This window comes from Ruegeria halocynthiae, assembly GCF_000743705.1.
GTDB classification, from domain to species: Bacteria; Pseudomonadota; Alphaproteobacteria; order Rhodobacterales; family Rhodobacteraceae; genus Ruegeria; species Ruegeria halocynthiae_B.
On record NZ_JQEZ01000002.1, the window covers coordinates 567119 to 585004 of the forward strand.

Consider the following 17886-nt stretch of genomic DNA (forward strand, 5'->3'; position numbering starts at 1 on the left):
TGATGTCAAATCCTCAAGGCTTTGTGTAGATAAATTGGCGTCAGTTTCACATTTCCGCGACATTTCACCCTAAGAACGGTTTGACTAGACAGGCCCAACCGCGCGAAACTGCGACAAAAAACACGGGGAGTTGATTAAGCTTATGCCGACCTACGGCCTAACGGGTGGAATACCCGCATGACTGCGTTGCTGTCCGTCAGGGATCTCAGCATCGGTTTTGGTGCGGGTGAATCCGTTGTCAAAGGTGTCAACTTCGATGTGGAAGCCGGGCAGACGCTTGCTTTGGTGGGTGAGTCCGGGTCAGGCAAAACGATCTCGTGCCGGGCCGCACTGCGAATCCTGCCCCGCACTGCGCAGATTCGCAGTGGTTCAATTACACTGAGCGATTCCAAAGGCGTAGACGATCTGATCAATATCAGCGAACGCCAAATGCGGGGCATTCGTGGAAATCGGGTTTCGATGATCTTTCAGGAGCCGATGCGTTCGCTGTCGCCGTTGCATAAGATCGGCAATCAGGTCAGCGAAGTTCTGTGGCTGCACCGCAACGCCTCTGAAAAGCAGGCCCGCAAAGAAGTGCTGACCCAGTTCGAGCGTGTGGGCTTCCCCGATCCTCAGCGTGCTTATGATTCTTATCCGTTCGAGTTGTCCGGCGGGATGCGGCAACGGGCGATGATCGCCATGGCAATGGTGGCCAGACCAGAGCTGCTGATTGCGGACGAGCCGACAACCGCATTGGATGTGACGACGCAGGCGCAGGTGCTGGGGCTGATCAAGGAACTTCAGCGTGAAACCGGAATGGCGCTGATCCTTGTCACCCACGACCTTGGCGTTGTCGCCAATATGGCCGAACAAGTTGTCGTTATGCACAAGGGTCAGGTGATGGAGGCCGGAGCAGCAGCGCCGATCCTGAACGCACCCGCCCATCCTTATACCCAACAGCTGTTCAACGCGGCCCCCGCGATCCCGGATGAGGAATCGGTTGGATTACCGATGCCACAAGAAGATCTGATCCTTCAGATGAAGGACGTCTCCAAGACCTACACAATGCGATCCAGCAGGGGTTGGCAGGGGGACAGGCAGATTCACGCCTGCCGCGGAGTTGATCTGAACCTTGCGCGCGGCAAGACGCTGGCGATTGTCGGCGAAAGCGGCTCGGGCAAAACAACGGCCGCGCGCATCGCGCTTGGCGCGGAACCGCCGGACCCGGGCGGCGAGGTGCTGTTCAAAACGTCACCGGACGAAGACCCGATCACCGTGCATCGCATGACCCGCGCCCAGCGCAACGCTTTTCAGCGTAAGGCGCAAATGGTGTTTCAGGACCCCTATAGCTCCCTCAGCCCAAGGATGCGCGTTCAGGACGCCATGACCGAGCCGCTGGAAATTCACCGGGTCGGCTCAACTTCGGAGCAACGCGATAAAGCGGCCGAGATGTTGCAGCGCGTCGGGCTGAATTCCGACATGCTAAAACGCTATCCACATGCCTTTTCCGGCGGTCAGAGACAGCGCCTGTCGATCGCACGGGCAATGATGCTGGACCCACAGCTGATTGTCTGCGACGAGCCGACCTCGGCCTTGGATGTCTCGGTTCAGGAACAAATCCTGACTTTGCTTGAAAATCTGCAGGACAGCCTGAACCTGTCCTACTTCTTTATCTCACATGACCTTGCTGTCGTGGCGCGCATTGCGGACGAAGTTGCCGTCATGCGCCGGGGCCTTGTTGTCGAACAAGCCCCGCCTGAGACGCTGTTTTACAACCCCCACCACCCCTACACCAAGGCGCTGATCGCCGCCCAACCTGAACCAGACATCAACCGGCCTATCGACCTGAATTTGGTTGCTTTGGGCGCAGGTTCGCCAGACAGTTGGGATGACGCCTTCCGATTTACCGACTCCGTGATACCCTCGCTGGTAGAGATGGAGCCCGGCCATAAGGTACGATGCCATGTTTAAGACCACTCGCCCCCTGTTTCTGGCCGCCACACTGGCTGTCACATGGATGCTGCCCGCCACGGCAGAAACCCCGGCGCCACAAGAAAGCACTTTTTGGGCAACCGAGGTGAATGCGGGGAACCTTCCGCCGATACAGGATCGCCTGCCCAGCGAACCGCTGGTTGTTGACCTTGCCGCAAAGGGGCGCGATTTCGGAACGCCTGGCGGTACGTTGCGCACAATGGTCACGCGATCCAAGGACATTCGCCAGATGGTTGTGTACGGCTATGCCCGGCTGGTCGGATTCAACGAAAACTATGAACTGACCCCCGACCTTCTGGAATCGTTCGAAAACGAAGACAATCGCAAGTTTACCCTGAACCTGCGGCAAGGGCATAAATGGTCGGATGGCACATCTTTCACGTCCGAAGATTTTCGTTACTGGTGGGAAGATGTCGCAAACAATGAGATGCTCAGCCCATCCGGCCCGCCGGATTTTCTGATTGTCGAGGGCAAGCCACCAACCGTGACCTTCCCGGACGAGACCACAATTGTCTTTGAATGGGAAAGTCCGAATCCCGATTTCCTGCAAACTCTGGCACAGGCGCGCCCGCCTTTTATCTATCGGCCGTCCGCATTTCTGAAACAATATCACGATAAATTCGCCGACGCCGACAAGTTGAAGCTTCACGTCGATGACGCCCGCGTCAAAAGCTGGGCGGCGTTGCACAACAAACTGGACAACCTGTACAAGTTCGACAACCACGAATTGCCCACACTGCAACCTTGGCTGAATGCAAGCTCGGGCAAGAAAATCCGCCACAATTTCGTGCGCAACCCCTATTACCACCGCATCGACAGCAACGGCATTCAACTGCCCTATATCGACGTGGTCGAGTTAGAGATCGTGGCCCCCGGCCTGGTCGCCGCAAAAACCAATGCCGGTGAAAGTGATCTTCAGGGGCGTGGTCTGGCGTTCCGCGATGCCTCGATCCTGAAAAAGGGAGAGGCCGGAGGCAACTACAAGACCCTGCTTTGGAAAACCGGTGTCGCATCCCAGATTGCGATCTATCCGAACCTGAATTTCTCGGATGAAGGCTGGCGCGACGTTCTGCGGGATGTTCGCGTCCGCCGTGCCCTGTCGTTGGCGATTGACCGCAAGACGATCAATCAGGCGCTTTATTTCAAACTGGCGCATCCCGGTGCAATGTCCGTGTTGTCCGCCTCGCCCTTTTATGACGAAGCGAACGCGCAAGCCTGGGCACAGTATGACATCAAAATGGCCAATACCCTGCTGGACGACGCGGGCCTGTCCGAACGTGACAAAAATGGCATTCGCCTGTTGCCTGATGGTCGCCCGATGGAGCTGATCATCGAAACCGCAGGTGAGCGGCAAGAGGTTGAGAACGCCTTGCAAATTGTCACCGACACCTGGCGTGAGATCGGCGTGGATCTGGTGATGCGCCCGCTGGACCGCGATATCCTGCGCAATCGTGTATTTGCAGGCAGCACCATGGCTTCTGCCTGGTTTGGCTGGGATGATGGCATCCCCCAGGCGCACACATCCCCCGCCTATTTGGCACCGACCGATCAGGTGTTTCTGGCCTGGCCCAAGTGGGGGCAATATTACCAGACCGGCGGCGATGTGGGTGAAGCCCCCGACATGCCAGAGGCGGAACGCCTGATGCAACTGGCCCATGATTGGGAGGTCGCCACGACCGAAGATGAACGCAAGGCCGTCTGGACCGAGATGTTAAAAATCCACGCGGATCAGCTTTACGCGATCGGCATTCTGAACGGCGCGCCGCAGCCCATTGTTGTGTCGAACCGTCTGCGCAATGTGCCGGAACAAGCCATGTGGGCATGGGAGCCCGGCGCGCATTTCGGCATTCATCGTCCGGATGAATTCTTCTTCGCCGACTGACAGGAGCAGCTAAATGGTCATGCTGCGCTATGCGGTGTATCGCTTTTTCACGATGCTACTGACGCTGTTGGTGGTGTCGATGCTGGTCTTCGTGATCATCAACCTGCCGCCCGGCGACTATCTGAGCAACCAGATCGCCGAGCTTCAGGCCTCGGGGCAATCTGCGGGTGTTGCCAAGGCGGAATTCCTGCGCTCTGAATACGCGCTGGACCGTCCCATGTGGGAACAATACCTGATCTGGATCGGGTTCTGGCCCGGCCCGCATGGCTTTGAGGGTTTGTTGCAAGGCAACTATGGGTGGTCCTTCGAATTTGACCGCCCAGTGGCCGAGATCGTAGGTGACACCCTGTGGTTGACCGTGGTGGTCAATCTGGCGGCGATCCTGTTTGTCTATGCGGTCGCCCTGCCCCTGGGGGTTTTAGCCGCTGCAAAGTCACGCACATGGATCGACTATACCTCGGCCTTTGTCGGCTATCTGGGATTGGCGACACCCAACTTTTTGCTGGCGTTGATCCTGTTTTACTATGGTCACCGCTATTTCAACCTGCCCATCGGCGGGTTGATGGACCCGTCCTTCGAAGGTGAACCGATGAGTTGGGACAAACTGAAATCCATCCTTATTCACCTGATCGTTCCGACATTCGTGATCGGCACCTCGGGTGCTTCGGCGATGATGCAGCGCCTTCGGGCCAATATGCTGGACGAATTGGGTAAACCATATGTGGAAACCGCAATTGCAAAGGGCATGGCCCCGTCGCGGATGCTGACCAAATACCCGCTGCGCGTGGCGTTCAACCCGTTTGTGGCTGATATCGGCAACCTGTTGCCCTCAATGGTGTCCGGCTCGGTTCTGGTCTCGGTCGTTCTTGGGCTGCAAACCATCGGCCCGACCCTGCTGACAGCCCTGAAAACGCAGGATCAATTCCTGTCTGCCTTCATTTTGATGTTCGTGGCCCTGTTGACCTTGATCGGCACCATGATCTCCGACATCCTGCTGGTCATGCTGGACCCGCGCATTCGGTATGAGGGGCGCGAAGCATGACCAAACATCCCGACGGTCGCTATGTCGACGAAGCCCCCTTTGACCCAAATGCTGCGCTGCAACAGCTTGAGCGCGCCGATCTGGATGCCCCGAACTGGATACTGGTCTGGCGCAAGTTCAGAACGCACAAACTGGGCCTGATCTCGGGCCTGTTCCTGCTGCTGTGCTACCTGATGCTGCCCTTTGCGGGGTTCATCGCGCCCTATGGCCCGAATGAGCGGAACGGAGAGCACCTGTACGCCCCACCCCAAAGCGTCAATTGGTTTTACGAGGGCGCGCTTGTCGGGCCATATGTCTTTCCCATCGTGGCCGAGGCCGACCTTGAGACCTTTCAGTGGAAATTCGTGTCCGATACCCAAGACCCGCGCCCGGTACGCTTTTTCTGTGAAGGGGCAGAATACAAGCTGGCAGGGTTGATAAAATCGAACACTCACCTGTTCTGCGCGCCCGAGGGTGCCACGCTGTTTCTGTGGGGGTCTGACCGCCTGGGTCGTGATGTGTTCAGCCGCATCCTTTACGGCGCTCAGCTGTCGCTGACAGTTGGCCTGATTGGCATCACTGTGTCGTTTTCGCTTGGCATTCTGTTCGGGTCGATGGCGGGCTATTTCGGCGGCAAGATCGACTGGGTCATCAACCGCGTGATCGAAGTCCTGCGCTCACTGCCGGAACTGCCCTTGTGGCTGGCGCTGTCCGCTGCGGTGCCCTCGAACTGGAGCCCGGTAGCGGTGTTCTTCATCATCTCGATCATCCTCGGCATCCTCGACTGGCCGGGGCTGGCCCGATCCGTGCGCGCCAAATTCCTGTCCCTGCGCGAAGAGGAATACGTGCGCGCGGCCGAGATGATGGGCGCAAGTTCCGGCCGGGTGATCCGCAAGCATCTGTTGCCGAATTTCATGTCACATCTTATCGCGTCAGCCACATTGTCGATCCCGGCGATGATCCTTGGGGAAACCGCGCTCAGCTTTCTGGGTCTGGGGTTGCGGGCACCTGCGGTCAGTTGGGGCGTGATGCTGAATGATGCACAGAATCTGGCCTCGATCGAGATTTACCCGTGGACGGCAATCCCAATGCTGCCGATCATCGTCATCGTGCTGGCCTTCAACTTCCTTGGCGATGGGTTACGCGACAGTCTGGATCCGTATCAACAATGACTTTGCTGTCGGCCCTTCCTGCCTCGGACAGTTACCGAACGACGGGGTCGGGCGCGCGCGCCAGCGTATTTGCCGTCTCGGAACTGGCGACAGCAAGTTTTGCTTCTGTAGGTCAGGAACTGGCACGCCTCGTGACCGCGTTGAACCTGACGCCGGGCACGCCCGACGTTTCGATTGATCACCGTTTGGCCTCTTTGTGGTACGGGCTATCGTTCAAACCAGACGGGTGGGAGGTTCCCAGCCTCTGGGATGCAATTGCTGGCAATTATCAGGCTTCAGACGGATGGATACGGCTGCACACCAACCTGCCCCGCCACAGGGCCGCCGCGTTAAAGGTGCTCGGCGTTTCCGCTGAAAGGAACGCGGTCGCCGCAGCCCTGAAAAAATTGGCCATAGCTGAACTTGAGGCAGCAATCGTCGCCGAAGGCGGCGTTGCCGCCGCGATGCGCAGCCGTGCAGATTGGGCAGATCACCCTCAGGGTCGGGCAGTGTCGCGCGACCCGCTTATTAACTGGCACAGCCCCCGACGGATCACGCTGCGCGACCGACCCCAAGCCACCGCCAATCGCCCGCTGGCGGGTCTGCGCGTTCTGGATCTGACCCGCATTCTGGCGGGGCCTGTGTCGACCCGCACCCTGGCCGGATTCGGGGCCGAGGTGCTGCGTATCGACCCACCGGGATGGGACGAGCCCGGAATAATCCCGGACATATCCCTTGGCAAACACTGCGCGTATCTGGATCTGAAAACACCGGCGGGCTTGGAAAAGCTGCAGGATCTGTTGTCGCAAGCTGACGTCTTTGTTCATGGATATCGTCCCGGGGCGCTGGATGCCCTTGGCCTGACCAAAGCCAAACGCGACGCGCTGGCCCCAAACCGGGTCGAGGTCACTTTGAATGCCTATGGGTGGCAAGGGCCGTGGTCCAACAGACGCGGCTTTGACAGTCTTATTCAAATGAGCGCCGGGATCGCGGATGCCGGTCGCATCTGGGCAAATACCGACAAGCCAACCCCGCTGCCGGTTCAGGCGCTGGATCATGCCACAGGGTACCTGATGGCCGCCGCCATCCTTTCTGCCCTGGCCGAGGCTGCCTCGGGGAACTCTGTCATGCACGCGCAGCTTTCGCTGGCCCGCACGGCTGAATTGCTGGCCGTTCTGGGAAAGTCAGACACCAACAAAGAAATCACCGAGGCTGAACCGGCAGATTATTCCCAGACGCCCGAGGCGTCGGACTGGGGCCCCGGTCACCGCCTGAAACCGGCCTTGACCGTGGGCGCCGCCCGCATGTCCTGGCCCCTGCCTGCATCAAAGCTGGGTACTTCAGTGCCGGTCTGGTCGTCGCTTTCCACATGACGCACCCGCTGCGCGGCACGCGCAGCCCGGCCCAACGCTTTGGTTGGCGTCTCGTCAGAGACGCAATTCAAAGGGGCGGGAGCAGCCCCTAGCGGTCATCGCCACCGGGGCCAATGTCGTCCAGATAATCCTCGTCAATTGCAGCTTGCACCGCACCGGTGACTGCTTCGCGCTCTTTCGGGGACAGATTTTCCGCCTCTTTGCCGTCCGCCAGCCGAACCGTGACCTCGCGGTGCGCAAAGCGAATACCTTCGCGCGCGAACAGCTCTCGTATATCTTGATAGACTTTCTTGCGGACCAACCACTGATCGCCGGGTTTGGTCATGAATTTCACCCGGATGATCATTGCCGAATCCTGCATCTCGATCACGCCCTGGGATTTCAACGGCTGGATAAAGTTCTCACCAATCACTGGATCGCTCAGCAATTCCTGACCCAGCTTCTTGATCAGCTTCCGCACCTTCTCGACATCGGTGTCATAGGTGACCCGCAGCGGCAGCTTCATGATGACCCAGTCGCGGGAATAGTTGGTCAGAACCTTGATTTCACCAAAGGGAATAGTGTTCAGCGCCCCAAGATGGTGGCGCAATTGGAACGAGCGAACCGATATCTTTTCCACTGTCCCCTTTACGTCCCCAATGTCGATGTATTCCCCCTTGCGGAACGCGTCATCCATCAGGAAAAACGCGCCCGAGAAAATATCACGCACCAATGTCTGTGAGCCGAAACCAACGGCCAGACCAACAACACCCGCGCCCGCGAACAACGGGCTGACATTGATCCCAAGTTCCATCAGAACAATCAGTGCGATGGTGACAACAACAACGGCCAGGATCGCGCCACGGAAAAGCGGCAACAAAGTCGCCAACCGGCTTTGCCCACCTTCGCCGCCCTCATCCCCCAATTCGGCATCGGCGCTGCCATCGTCGGTTTCTTCGGCGATCTTCGTGTCGATCCAGACACGGAAAAAGTGGAAAAGGATATATCCGATGAACAGGATCACCATCACATCCAAGGCCCGTTCGATCGGCAGGTCCTCGCTCCAGCTGGCCTCTGGGTTCCAGATGACCGCCAGGGCATAAAGCCCGACAACAAACGCAAGGATACCTGCCACACGACGTGCCAGATCCTCATAGGTCAGGATCGCGTGCTTACGTTTCTCTGCCTGCGGTGTTTCGGTTACTTCCTCGGCTTCTGGGTCGTCCTCGGCCTGAGCCTGGGCGTTCATCTCGTCCATCTGGCGGTTGCGGTCAAAGTACCGCTCCAGCAGATAGTTCATGGCCCCGTAGGCAACGACCACTGACATGAAGATCGCATAGCTGCTGGCAACAATCGGAATCGAGTTCTCGTTCTCAAGCACCAGATCGACGGCCAGCTTGAACCAGCTGAACACCATATACACTGTCAAAACCGGCGCCCAGGAAAACGAGATCAGGCGCAAAATCCACGACACCTGATCCGGCATCCGGCCACCGCGAATGGCATTCGAAATAGCCCGGGCGTTAAACAGGATCATCAGCACGTTCCCGATCGCGCCGAACATGGTCAGCCCGCCGTAAACCATGGCGTAAACGTTATAGTTCAGTCCGAAATCCGCCACCCAGGTCGCAAACAATACAACCGATATATCATACGTCGCCAGCGCCGAAGCCCAGTAGTACAACCGCTTTGCATCACGATCCGAGAAGGGCGGCAGGCGGTATTGGCTCAGATACGGTGACAGGACCATCCGCCACAGGTCGGACGCGGTGCGAGCCAGGAAAAAGCCCGAAAAGATCGCCGTGACCGTGAATTGAATCGAGATGTCTTCGGCCTCGCCGAAAAACAGGAACCCCGCAATCAGTGCCAGCACCATCGCAAAGATCGTGGCCCCGATGCCCATAAAGAAGCGGAACACCAGAAACGGCATCTTTTCACGATACCCCTGCGGGTTTTCCTTGGATCGCGCCACAACGATCCGGCGCGCGATGCGTTTTCCATAGATTTCAATGGACAGCCAACGCCCCAGCAGCAGGAACAATATGTTCCAGAGCAAGACCTCGACATAGGTTTGTATCCGACCGTCCGGGCTGGTTTGGCGCAGGACGTACTGCATCTCGAAAATGGAATAGGGCAAAGCCTGCAACCGAGATTCCATGGACGCGCGGAACCTCGAAAACCGCTCTTGCGCCTTCATCAGTTGCGAGCCCTCAGCCATTGCGTCATGCGCAGACGTGGCATTGGCGTCGGCACCCTGCTGTCCGCCCGAAGAGACAACCTGACCCCCGCTGTCGATGACGATCACACTTGCCCCTGCCTCGGTCGCGGACCGTATCGCAGCAGCCAGATCGCCGTCTTCCGACGCCTCAGAACTGGATTCTGTTCCCGAAGTGTACCCCGGAATAAGCGAGGTTTGCGCCACCGCTTGGGTGACACAGGCCAGGCTGACCGCCCAGATAAACGACGCAATTCCAGCAAACAGTTTGAGTTTCATCGTATTTTTTATCCAGCTCATATCTTGCGAACAGGTTACAGAAGCGCCAGCCCGTGTTCAAATCTTCTGCTTTTTTCTTCGCGATATCATGCGCAGCCGTGTTCCGTGTGCCATGGCGGCGATTAGACTGTTTCCAAGTCCGGAAAAACTGAATATGACCAATTCGCTACTATGGGCTTGTCTAAGGGCGCCAACAGCGAAAACGGTGCTATAGGCATTCACGACAGAACCGGAATTCAGGATGTTGCCAATTCGCAATGCTTGCTGAAATTGCCGGGGCTTGGCGACCCCTTTGGCAAGCAGTAGCAAGGAATATACGATAACAGATGTAAACGCGCGCAATTGCACCGAGACAAAGTAACAGGCGAAGGCATGAGCCTAGGAATACAAAACGAAAAAACGGGCCGTGCGCCGCGCATATTGTTCTACAGTCACGATACGTTCGGGTTGGGTCATTTGCGCCGGTCGCGTGCCCTTGCCGGTGCGATCACGCAGGCAAACCCACAGGCCTCGGCCCTGATCCTGACAGGATCGCCCGTCGCCGGGCGGTTCACTTTTCCGCGTCGGGTCGACCATGTGCGTTTGCCGGGTGTGACCAAACGCGCCGACGGGTCTTATGCCTCGCAGACAATCGGCATGGGCATCGAAGAAGTGACCGAACTGCGCTCGGGCCTGATTCAGACCGCGGTTCAGCAATTCGACCCCGATGTTCTGATCGTCGACAAGGAACCCACCGGTTTTCGCGGTGAGCTGCTGCCCACGCTGGAAATCCTGCTTCAGTCTCAGCGGACCCGGTTGGTTTTGGGCCTGCGCGACGTTCTGGACGAGCCCGAGGTTCTGGCTGCCGAGTGGGAGCGGAAAGAGGCCGTCGCCGCAACCGAGGCATTCTATGATGAAATCTGGGTCTATGGGCTGCGTTCGATCTATGATCCGACCAGGGGCCTTCCGCTTAGCCCCGCCACGCAATCGCGGATACACTGGACGGGCTATCTGCGTCGGGATCTGGGGCCAGTGTCGGAACCGCCCGAGCAACCTTATATCCTGATCACACCGGGCGGTGGTGGCGACGGTAAGGCGATGGTCAACCTTGTCCTGTCCGCCTATGAAAAAGACCCGGACCTGTCGCCACGCGCGCTGCTGGTCTATGGCCCCTTCCTGTCCGGTGAACTGCGCGAGGATTTTGAGACCCGCGTTGCCGCGCTGAACGGGCGGGTGACGGCTGTCGGTTTCGAATCCCAGATCGAAACGTTGTTTGCCGGGGCTGCCGGTGTGGTCTGCATGGGCGGCTACAACACATTCTGCGAGGTTCTGTCCTTTGACAAACCCGCCGTCATCGTGCCGCGCACAACGCCACGGCTAGAGCAATGGATTCGGGCGTCGCACGCGGAAAATCTGGGCCTTGTCCGGATGCTGGACGAATACCGCGACGGCCTGTCTACGGATGCGATGATCAAGGCCATCCGCGAACTGCCACATCAACCACTGCCATCGCAGGCAATCCGGGATGGGTTGCTGGACGGGTTGGATTACGTCACCGACCGTATTGACGCGTTGCTGAACCGGGAACAGGAACGGGCCACCGGATGACCGCTGCACAGCCCAAACTGGCGGTGCTGGTCAAAGGCTGGCCGCGCCTGTCCGAGACGTTTATCGCCCAGGAATTGGTCGCTTTGCAGGAGGCGGGCCACAGTTTTGATATCTGGTCGCTGCGTCACCCCACGGACGTCAAACGGCACCCGCTGCACGACCGGTTTCGCGGGCAGGTGCGTTACCTGCCGGAATACCTGTATGACGAGCCACAGCGCGTCTGGGCGGCCCGCCACATCGCGCAGGACCTGCCCGGCTATGCCAAGGCTTATGCAATCTGGCGCGCCGACCTGCGCCGCGACCCGACCCACAACCGTATCCGCCGTTTCGGTCAGGCCTGTGTGCTGGCCGCCGAATTGCCGGAATCTACGCGGGTGATGTATGCGCATTTCATGCATACGCCCTCGTCCGTTGCCCGTTACGCCGCAATCATGCGCGGCCTACCGTGGAGCTTTTCCGCCCACGCCAAGGACATCTGGACCTCGCCGGAGTGGGAGAAATCGGAAAAGCTGCGGGCGGATACATATGGCGCAGCTTTTGGCGCGACCTGCACCGCGATCGGGGCAGAACACCTGCGCAGCCTGGCCGATGATCCGGCGCGCGTTGATCTGATCTATCACGGGCTGGACCTGAGCCGGTTCCCTGCACCGCCCGTGCGCGCGCCACGCGCCCCTGACGGCCCGTTTCACATGCTGTCCGTCGGTCGGCTGGTCGAGAAAAAGGGGTTTGACCGCCTGATCGACGCCTTTGGCCTGTTGCCGGATACGCTCGACTGGCACTGGACCCATATCGGTGGCGGCAGCCTGGGCGGCCCGCTGCGCGACCGCGCCCGCACCGCAGGTCTTTCAGATCGGATTTCGTGGAACGGGGCCTGTGACCAACCCGAAGTCATCGAAGCCATGCGCCAAGCCGATCTGTTCGTCCTGCCCAGCAGGATCGCAGCGGACGGGGATCGCGATGGCTTGCCGAATGTACTGATGGAGGCTGCCTCGCAATTGCTGCCGATTCTGTCCACACCGGTTTCAGCCATCCCCGAGTTCATAGAAACGGGGACGCACGGCGTATTGTCAGACGACGACCCCGGATCGCTTGCCGCAGCCATAACCCGTCTGGCCGCAGACCCCGAACAAACGGCGGCCATAGCCGGTGCAGCCTATGACCGGCTGATCGCCGAGTTTCGCATGGACCCCGGAATTGCCCTTTTGTCCAAACGGTTGTGCGCTTTGGGCGCGGACAGAGACTGATGGCCCGCGTCGCCTTTTACACCCCAATGAAATCACCCGACAGCCCGGTGCCTTCGGGGGATCGTGAAATGGCGCGAAATCTGATGCAGGCGATTGGCGCGCAAGGGGATTTCGTTGATCTTGTGTCCCGGCTGCGCATCTACGACAAACATGGCGATGCGCAGCTTCAGTACAGTTTGCGCGCCGAAGCCGAGGCCGAGGCACAGCGCCTGATCCGGGACATGCCCCACGATACGGCGTTATGGGTAACGTATCACAATTACTACAAGGCCCCTGATCTGTTGGGGCCGCTTGTATGCAAGGCCCGAAACATTCCTTACGTCCAACTGGAAAGCACACGCGCGAGCAGCCGTTTACATGGTCCTTGGGCCGGCTTTGCCAAATCCGCGCATGATGCCTGCGACATGGCGCAGGTGATTTTCTACCACACCGCAAACGATCTGATCACGCTGGAACGAGACAGATGCGGCTCGCAGACCCTTGCGGAACTGCCCCCCTTTTTGCCGATATCCGACCTGCCACCTGCGTCCGGCTGTGACGGCCCCATGCTGGCGGTTGGCATGATGCGGCACGGCGACAAGCTGGCATCGTACAAGCTGCTTGCGCAGGCGCTGACGCATCTGACCGGCGAATGGGCGCTGAACATCGTGGGCGACGGCCCCGCACTGGCTGATGTCCGGACGCTGATGGCGCCTTTTGGGTCAAAGGTTCGGTTTCTGGGGCAGCTTGGGCGGGACGCGCTGCAAACGCATTACGGGGCAGCGTCCCTTTTGGTCTGGCCCGGCGTGAATGAAGCTTATGGCATGATCTATCTGGAAGCGCAGACCAGCGGCGTACCGGTTGTGGCACAAGACAGACCGGGGGTCCGGGATGTCTTGACGCCTTCGGACTACCCCCCGGTCGACGCAGGGCCCGAAGGGCTGGCCGCGAAAATGCAGGCGCTGCTGCCCGATCTTCCCCTGCGCCTTTCGCTGGGGGCTCAGGCGCGGGCGCACGTATCCCAACGCCACCTGATGCCCGCCGCAACCAAGCGGTTCTGGCAGGTCACGCGCCCGTTGATAGCGGGCACCGCATGACCCGGCTGGCCCTGCTTCGTCACGGTCACACGCATTGGAACCGTGCAGGCCGCATTCAGGGGCGCAGCGATATTCCGCTGGATGCCGATGCGCGCTCGGAACTGGCGACCTATGACCTACCTGCGCCATGGGACAAGGCAACCGTGTGGTCCAGCCCCCTGTTGCGAGCAAGTGAGACAGCGCAGCTGGTATCGGGGCGGAACCCCCGCACCTCGGACGCGCTGACCGAGATGAATTGGGGCGATTGGGAGGGCCTGCGCGGCGTCGACCTGATCGCAGACCCCATCAGCGGCTACCGTCACATCGAAGATTGGGGATGGGATTTCCGCCCACCGGGCGGTGAAAGCCCGGCAGAGGTCTTGACCCGTCTGCAACCCTGGCTGGCCGGTTTACAGGGCGACGCAGTTGCGGTGTGCCACATCGGCATAATGCGGGTCATTCTGGCACGCGCCTGGGGATGGGATTTCAGCGGAGACGCGCCCTTTAAAATCAAGCGCAACCGCCTGTATATCGTCGATATGACAACACAAACCGCCTTGCCGGACCCCGTTCGCCTGCTGAAACCGGAGACGCCCCAATGAAGGTGATGATCGTCGTCACGCATTTGCTGGGGACCGGGCATCTCAGCCGGGCGCTGACCTTGGGCCGGGCTTTCGTTCAGGACGGGCATGAAACACTTGTCGTATCCGGCGGGATGCCTGCGCCACAACTGGACAGCTCGGGCATGGATCTGCTTGGGTTGCCGCCGCTGCGCTCGGACGGCACAGATTTCACGCGGCTGTTGACGCAGGCGGGTGAGGTGGCGGATGCAGCTTATCTTCAGGCCCGCGAAACCGCTTTGGTTGCCGCCCTCCAGAGCTTTGCACCGGACGTTCTGATCACAGAGCTGTTTCCCTTTGGCCGCCGCTCTCTGGCGGCCGAGTTCGGGGCCACGCTGGAGGCCGCGCAGAAGATGCCACGCCGCCCAATCGTTCTGGGTTCGATCCGGGATATTCTGGCCCCGCCTTCGAAACCATCAAAGGCGGAGCGGACCGAGGACGTCGTTTGCCGCCACTATGATGGCGTCCTTGTTCATTCGGACCAAAGCATAGTGCCCCTGGATATCAGTTGGCCGGTGTCCGAACGTTTACGACCGCGTTTGTTTTATACGGGTTTTGTCGCCCCACGCCCCCCGGTGCCGCACCCCGAAGCGGCGGGGAAAGGCGAAATTCTGGTCAGCGCGGGCGGAGGATCGGTGGGCCAGCCGATCTTTCGCGCGGCCATCGAGGCCGCCCGCAAGATGCCCAACAGGCGCTGGCGCCTGTTGGTTGGCGGACAAGACGCGGCGACGCGCATCGAATTTCTGAAGCCGCTGGTTGGCGACGCGCCCGTCACGCTGGAACCCGTGCGCCCGGATTTCCGCCAGATGTTGCCCCATGCGGCGGCCTCGGTCAGCATGTGCGGATACAACACCGCGCTGGACATCCTGCAATCCGGCACAGCTGCCGTGTTCATCCCCTTTGACGACGGCAACGAAGTTGAACAAAGCCTGCGCGGCCAGAGTCTGTCAGATCTTTCGGCAATCGAAGTTCTGACAAGCCAGAATCTGGATGGCGACTCTTTGGCACGGGCCGTCGACAAGGTGATCCAGGCCGCCCCGCGCCCCGCATCCCAACAGGGGTTTGACGGGGCCGCCAGATCGGTCGAGATTGCAAAAACCCTGATGGAGCGCGCGTGACACCCGACTGGACCCCCCTGCAATCCGAGCTTGATGTCTGGCAGGCGCGCGGGCTGTCCCTGCCCCTTTGGTGGCGCGATGACGATGCCATCTCGGCAACGCCGCAGCTTGAGCGACTGTCCGAGTTGTCCAAAACGCTTGCGTTGCCTGTGCATCTTGCGGCCATCCCCCGTGATGCGGATCGCACTTTGGTGGACGTTGTGACACACCAACCGGAATTGATCCCGGTCGTTCACGGCTGGGCACATTTGAACCACGCGCCGCCGGATGAAAAGAAGTCCGAATTCCGCCTGCACCGGCCTTTGGAGGAAATCCTTTCTGATGCGCGGTCAGGGCTGAAGCAGATGCAAGGGCTGTTCGGCGATAAACTCTGCCCGATGTTCGTGCCGCCCTGGAACCGTATCGCGCCCGACGTGGTGCGGGAGTTGCCGGGTGCGGGCTACCACTTCATCTCAACCGCGACACCGCGCCGGACAAGGTTTCCCGCGCCGGGGATTGAGCAGATCAACACCCATCTGGACCCCATCGACTGGCGCGGGACGCGTGGTCTGGCCGCACCGAATGACCTGATCGTAAAGACCTCAGATCTGCTGCGGGATCGCCGCACGGGGGGTGCCGACATCACCGAACCGTTTGGCGTCTTGACCCATCATCTGGTTCATGATCAGGACATCTGGACCTTTACCAAAGACCTGCTGCGCAGATTACTGGACGGCCCCGGTGTTGCCTGGACCGCGCCGCAAACCGACATGATACGGAGACCCGAATGAGCCGACTGGATTCCATGCTGCGCCGCCTGACGGCCCAACGCGACGGGTTGAACTGGGCGGCGGCCCAGATTGGCGACATGGCTGGCGATGTTCTGGACATGGGCCTTGGCAATGGCCGCACCTATGACCACCTGCGGGAAATCCTGCCGGACCGACGCATCTGGGTGATGGATCGGGTGCTGCAATGCCACCCATCCAGCACTCCGCCAGCCGAGGATTTTTTGCAGGGTGAGGCAGGCCCGATGCTGAACAGGTTGGCCAAAGGTGGCCCCAAGATCGCGATGGCCCACTATGATTTCGGACGTGGCATCAAGGACGACGACGTTGCCGAGGCTGCCCATCTCAGCCCTTGGATTGCGCAGGTGATGCTGCCCGGTGCGCTGCTGATTTCGGGGCAACCTCTGGTCGGGTTTAAACAGATACACGGGCCGGACACGATAGCGCCGGACCGGTATCTGTTCTACAGGGCCTGATCAGGACACACGCCGCCCACGCGACCAGACGCCGTTCAGTGCTGGCGCGCCCTCACGCATCCGGAACCTGATGAGGTCTGCACGGGCTCCGACCCGAATCTCACCCCGGTCATTCAACCCGACCGCTTGCGCCGGGGTTTGGGTCACGGTTTTCAGACCGCGGGGCATGTCACCCCACAGCTCGCCCAGACGCGCCGCCGACAGCAGCAAAGCCGCTGGCACATAGTCCGACGACAAGATGTCGAGATGCCCAAGATCGGCCAGCTCAAATGCGGCCACATTGCCGGAATGCGACCCACCCCGGATGACATTCGGCGCGCCCATCATCACCTTGATCCCGTGTTCGTGGCAGGCGCGCGCGGCCTCGACCGTGGTGGGGAATTCGGCCAGCCGAATACCGTGACCAGCCGAGACGCGCACCTGTTCGTCGGTCGTGTCATCATGGCTGGCCAGCATCGCGCCGAACCGTTTGGCGGCTTTGACCGTCTCGATCTCATGCTTGTCCCCGTTTCGGTCCCGCAACGCCTTGAGGTCCGCAACATGCCGTTGAAAGCCGTCGCCGTCTAACCCCAGCTTTCCTTTCAGATAGGCTTCAAGCTTGGTGATGTCGCGGAACTGCCGCTGACCCGGTGTGTGATCCATCAGCGAGACCAGCCCGACGCGGTCTTCGGGCCCGAATTCGTCCAGTTCTTCGACAAGCGTTTCCGAGCAAACTTCGGCCCGCAGATGCAGGAAATGGCTGATCTTCAAAGCGTCCTGCTCGCGCAGTTGCCACAGCTCGCGCGAAAGACCACGCGCGTATTTCGCGTATCGCTGCCCAGAGGGAATTGATCCCACACGCATCGCGTCAAACACGGTTGTAATCCCGGTACTGGCCAGTTCTGCGTCATGGGCCAGAATCGCGGCTGCGTGGGGCCAGTCGACCTTGGGGCGCGGTTGGATGTGACGCTCAAGGTTATCGGTGTGCAATTCGACCAGGCCCGGGCTGACATAGTCGCCGTCGCAGTCGACCGCACCTGTTGGCACCGACGGGCCCGTTGCAACCTCGGCAATTGTTTCGCCGACAATCCGAACGCTGCCTGTGACCGTCTCATCGGGAAGCACAAGCGTGGCATTGGCAAGGATCATTTCTTCTGTCATCTGAACTT

General features: G+C 59.8%; 14 protein-coding genes. 12 read left to right on the forward strand and 2 right to left on the reverse strand.

From position 1 onward, the window contains the following. Nucleotides 1–177 precede the first annotated feature (177 nt). Genes JT51_RS09155 through JT51_RS09175 form a run of 5 tightly spaced genes read left to right on the forward strand, consistent with a single transcriptional unit; the run spans nucleotide 178 to nucleotide 7398 of the window. The gene (locus JT51_RS09155) at nucleotides 178–1950 is read left to right on the forward strand and encodes an ABC transporter ATP-binding protein (RefSeq protein WP_037310970.1); all 1773 of its coding nucleotides are present in this window, start codon (nucleotides 178–180) and stop codon (nucleotides 1948–1950) included. After that, nucleotides 1943–3853 carry an ABC transporter substrate-binding protein gene (locus tag JT51_RS09160; protein ID WP_051927466.1) on the forward strand — a complete coding sequence of 637 codons (1911 nt, stop codon included), beginning with the start codon at nucleotides 1943–1945 and terminating at the stop codon, nucleotides 3851–3853. The genes JT51_RS09155 and JT51_RS09160 overlap by 8 nt, the downstream gene beginning before the upstream one ends. A gap of 13 nt (nucleotides 3854–3866) precedes the next feature. Then, the gene (locus JT51_RS09165; protein ID WP_037310972.1) at nucleotides 3867–4895 is read left to right on the forward strand and encodes an ABC transporter permease; all 1029 of its coding nucleotides are present in this window, start codon (nucleotides 3867–3869) and stop codon (nucleotides 4893–4895) included. Beyond that, nucleotides 4892–6046, forward strand: coding sequence for an ABC transporter permease (locus tag JT51_RS09170; protein ID WP_037310975.1), 1155 nt, complete (start codon nucleotides 4892–4894; stop codon nucleotides 6044–6046). Before JT51_RS09165 ends, JT51_RS09170 begins: the two co-directional genes overlap by 4 nt. Further along, nucleotides 6043–7398 carry a CoA transferase gene (locus tag JT51_RS09175; protein WP_037310977.1) on the forward strand — a complete coding sequence of 452 codons (1356 nt, stop codon included), beginning with the start codon at nucleotides 6043–6045 and terminating at the stop codon, nucleotides 7396–7398. Before JT51_RS09170 ends, JT51_RS09175 begins: the two co-directional genes overlap by 4 nt. 88 nt (nucleotides 7399–7486) lie before the next feature. Here the strand turns inward: JT51_RS09175 and JT51_RS09180 are convergent, their stop codons facing one another. Further along, nucleotides 7487–9871 (reverse strand): mechanosensitive ion channel family protein, encoded by a 2385-nt coding sequence (locus JT51_RS09180; protein ID WP_037310980.1) that lies wholly within the window; start codon nucleotides 9869–9871, stop codon nucleotides 7487–7489. Nucleotides 9872–10243: 372 nt separating this feature from the next. Between JT51_RS09180 and JT51_RS09185 the strand changes: the two genes are divergently transcribed. The 7 genes from JT51_RS09185 to JT51_RS09215 are packed head-to-tail and all read left to right on the forward strand — an operon-like array spanning nucleotide 10244 to nucleotide 16738. Further along, the gene (locus tag JT51_RS09185; protein ID WP_081894641.1) at nucleotides 10244–11458 is read left to right on the forward strand and encodes a glycosyltransferase family protein; all 1215 of its coding nucleotides are present in this window, start codon (nucleotides 10244–10246) and stop codon (nucleotides 11456–11458) included. Then, nucleotides 11455–12702 (forward strand): glycosyltransferase family 4 protein, encoded by a 1248-nt coding sequence (locus JT51_RS09190; RefSeq protein WP_037310982.1) that lies wholly within the window; start codon nucleotides 11455–11457, stop codon nucleotides 12700–12702. The genes JT51_RS09185 and JT51_RS09190 overlap by 4 nt, the downstream gene beginning before the upstream one ends. Further along, complete coding sequence (locus JT51_RS09195; RefSeq protein ID WP_037310986.1) at nucleotides 12702–13778, forward strand: glycosyltransferase family 4 protein; 1077 nt, start codon at nucleotides 12702–12704, stop codon at nucleotides 13776–13778. Before JT51_RS09190 ends, JT51_RS09195 begins: the two co-directional genes overlap by 1 nt. Beyond that, the gene (locus JT51_RS09200; protein WP_037310988.1) at nucleotides 13775–14359 is read left to right on the forward strand and encodes a histidine phosphatase family protein; all 585 of its coding nucleotides are present in this window, start codon (nucleotides 13775–13777) and stop codon (nucleotides 14357–14359) included. The genes JT51_RS09195 and JT51_RS09200 overlap by 4 nt, the downstream gene beginning before the upstream one ends. Further along, nucleotides 14356–15495, forward strand: coding sequence for a glycosyltransferase family protein (locus tag JT51_RS09205; RefSeq protein WP_037310990.1), 1140 nt, complete (start codon nucleotides 14356–14358; stop codon nucleotides 15493–15495). The genes JT51_RS09200 and JT51_RS09205 overlap by 4 nt, the downstream gene beginning before the upstream one ends. Then, nucleotides 15492–16265 (forward strand): polysaccharide deacetylase family protein, encoded by a 774-nt coding sequence (locus JT51_RS09210; RefSeq protein WP_037310992.1) that lies wholly within the window; start codon nucleotides 15492–15494, stop codon nucleotides 16263–16265. Before JT51_RS09205 ends, JT51_RS09210 begins: the two co-directional genes overlap by 4 nt. Continuing rightward, nucleotides 16262–16738, forward strand: coding sequence for a class I SAM-dependent methyltransferase (locus tag JT51_RS09215; protein ID WP_037310994.1), 477 nt, complete (start codon nucleotides 16262–16264; stop codon nucleotides 16736–16738). The genes JT51_RS09210 and JT51_RS09215 overlap by 4 nt, the downstream gene beginning before the upstream one ends. On the opposite strand, the gene JT51_RS09220 is transcribed toward JT51_RS09215, so the two are convergent. Then, nucleotides 16739–17878 (reverse strand): alpha-D-ribose 1-methylphosphonate 5-triphosphate diphosphatase, encoded by a 1140-nt coding sequence (locus tag JT51_RS09220; RefSeq protein WP_037310996.1) that lies wholly within the window; start codon nucleotides 17876–17878, stop codon nucleotides 16739–16741. Nucleotides 17879–17886 lie beyond the last annotated feature (8 nt).

Coding starts and splice junctions, on each gene's coding strand:
- JT51_RS09195 (WP_037310986.1), top strand. CDS start 12,702: ATGGCCCGCGTCGCCTTTTACACCCCAATGAAATCACCCGACAGCCCG.
- JT51_RS09180 (WP_037310980.1), bottom strand. CDS start 9,871: ATGAAACTCAAACTGTTTGCTGGAATTGCGTCGTTTATCTGGGCGGTC.
- JT51_RS09160 (WP_051927466.1), top strand. CDS start 1,943: ATGTTTAAGACCACTCGCCCCCTGTTTCTGGCCGCCACACTGGCTGTC.
- JT51_RS09220 (WP_037310996.1), bottom strand. CDS start 17,878: ATGACAGAAGAAATGATCCTTGCCAATGCCACGCTTGTGCTTCCCGAT.
- JT51_RS09155 (WP_037310970.1), top strand. CDS start 178: ATGACTGCGTTGCTGTCCGTCAGGGATCTCAGCATCGGTTTTGGTGCG.
- JT51_RS09165 (WP_037310972.1), top strand. CDS start 3,867: ATGGTCATGCTGCGCTATGCGGTGTATCGCTTTTTCACGATGCTACTG.
- JT51_RS09215 (WP_037310994.1), top strand. CDS start 16,262: ATGAGCCGACTGGATTCCATGCTGCGCCGCCTGACGGCCCAACGCGAC.
- JT51_RS09190 (WP_037310982.1), top strand. CDS start 11,455: ATGACCGCTGCACAGCCCAAACTGGCGGTGCTGGTCAAAGGCTGGCCG.
- JT51_RS09205 (WP_037310990.1), top strand. CDS start 14,356: ATGAAGGTGATGATCGTCGTCACGCATTTGCTGGGGACCGGGCATCTC.
- JT51_RS09185 (WP_081894641.1), top strand. CDS start 10,244: ATGAGCCTAGGAATACAAAACGAAAAAACGGGCCGTGCGCCGCGCATA.
- JT51_RS09175 (WP_037310977.1), top strand. CDS start 6,043: ATGACTTTGCTGTCGGCCCTTCCTGCCTCGGACAGTTACCGAACGACG.
- JT51_RS09170 (WP_037310975.1), top strand. CDS start 4,892: ATGACCAAACATCCCGACGGTCGCTATGTCGACGAAGCCCCCTTTGAC.
- JT51_RS09200 (WP_037310988.1), top strand. CDS start 13,775: ATGACCCGGCTGGCCCTGCTTCGTCACGGTCACACGCATTGGAACCGT.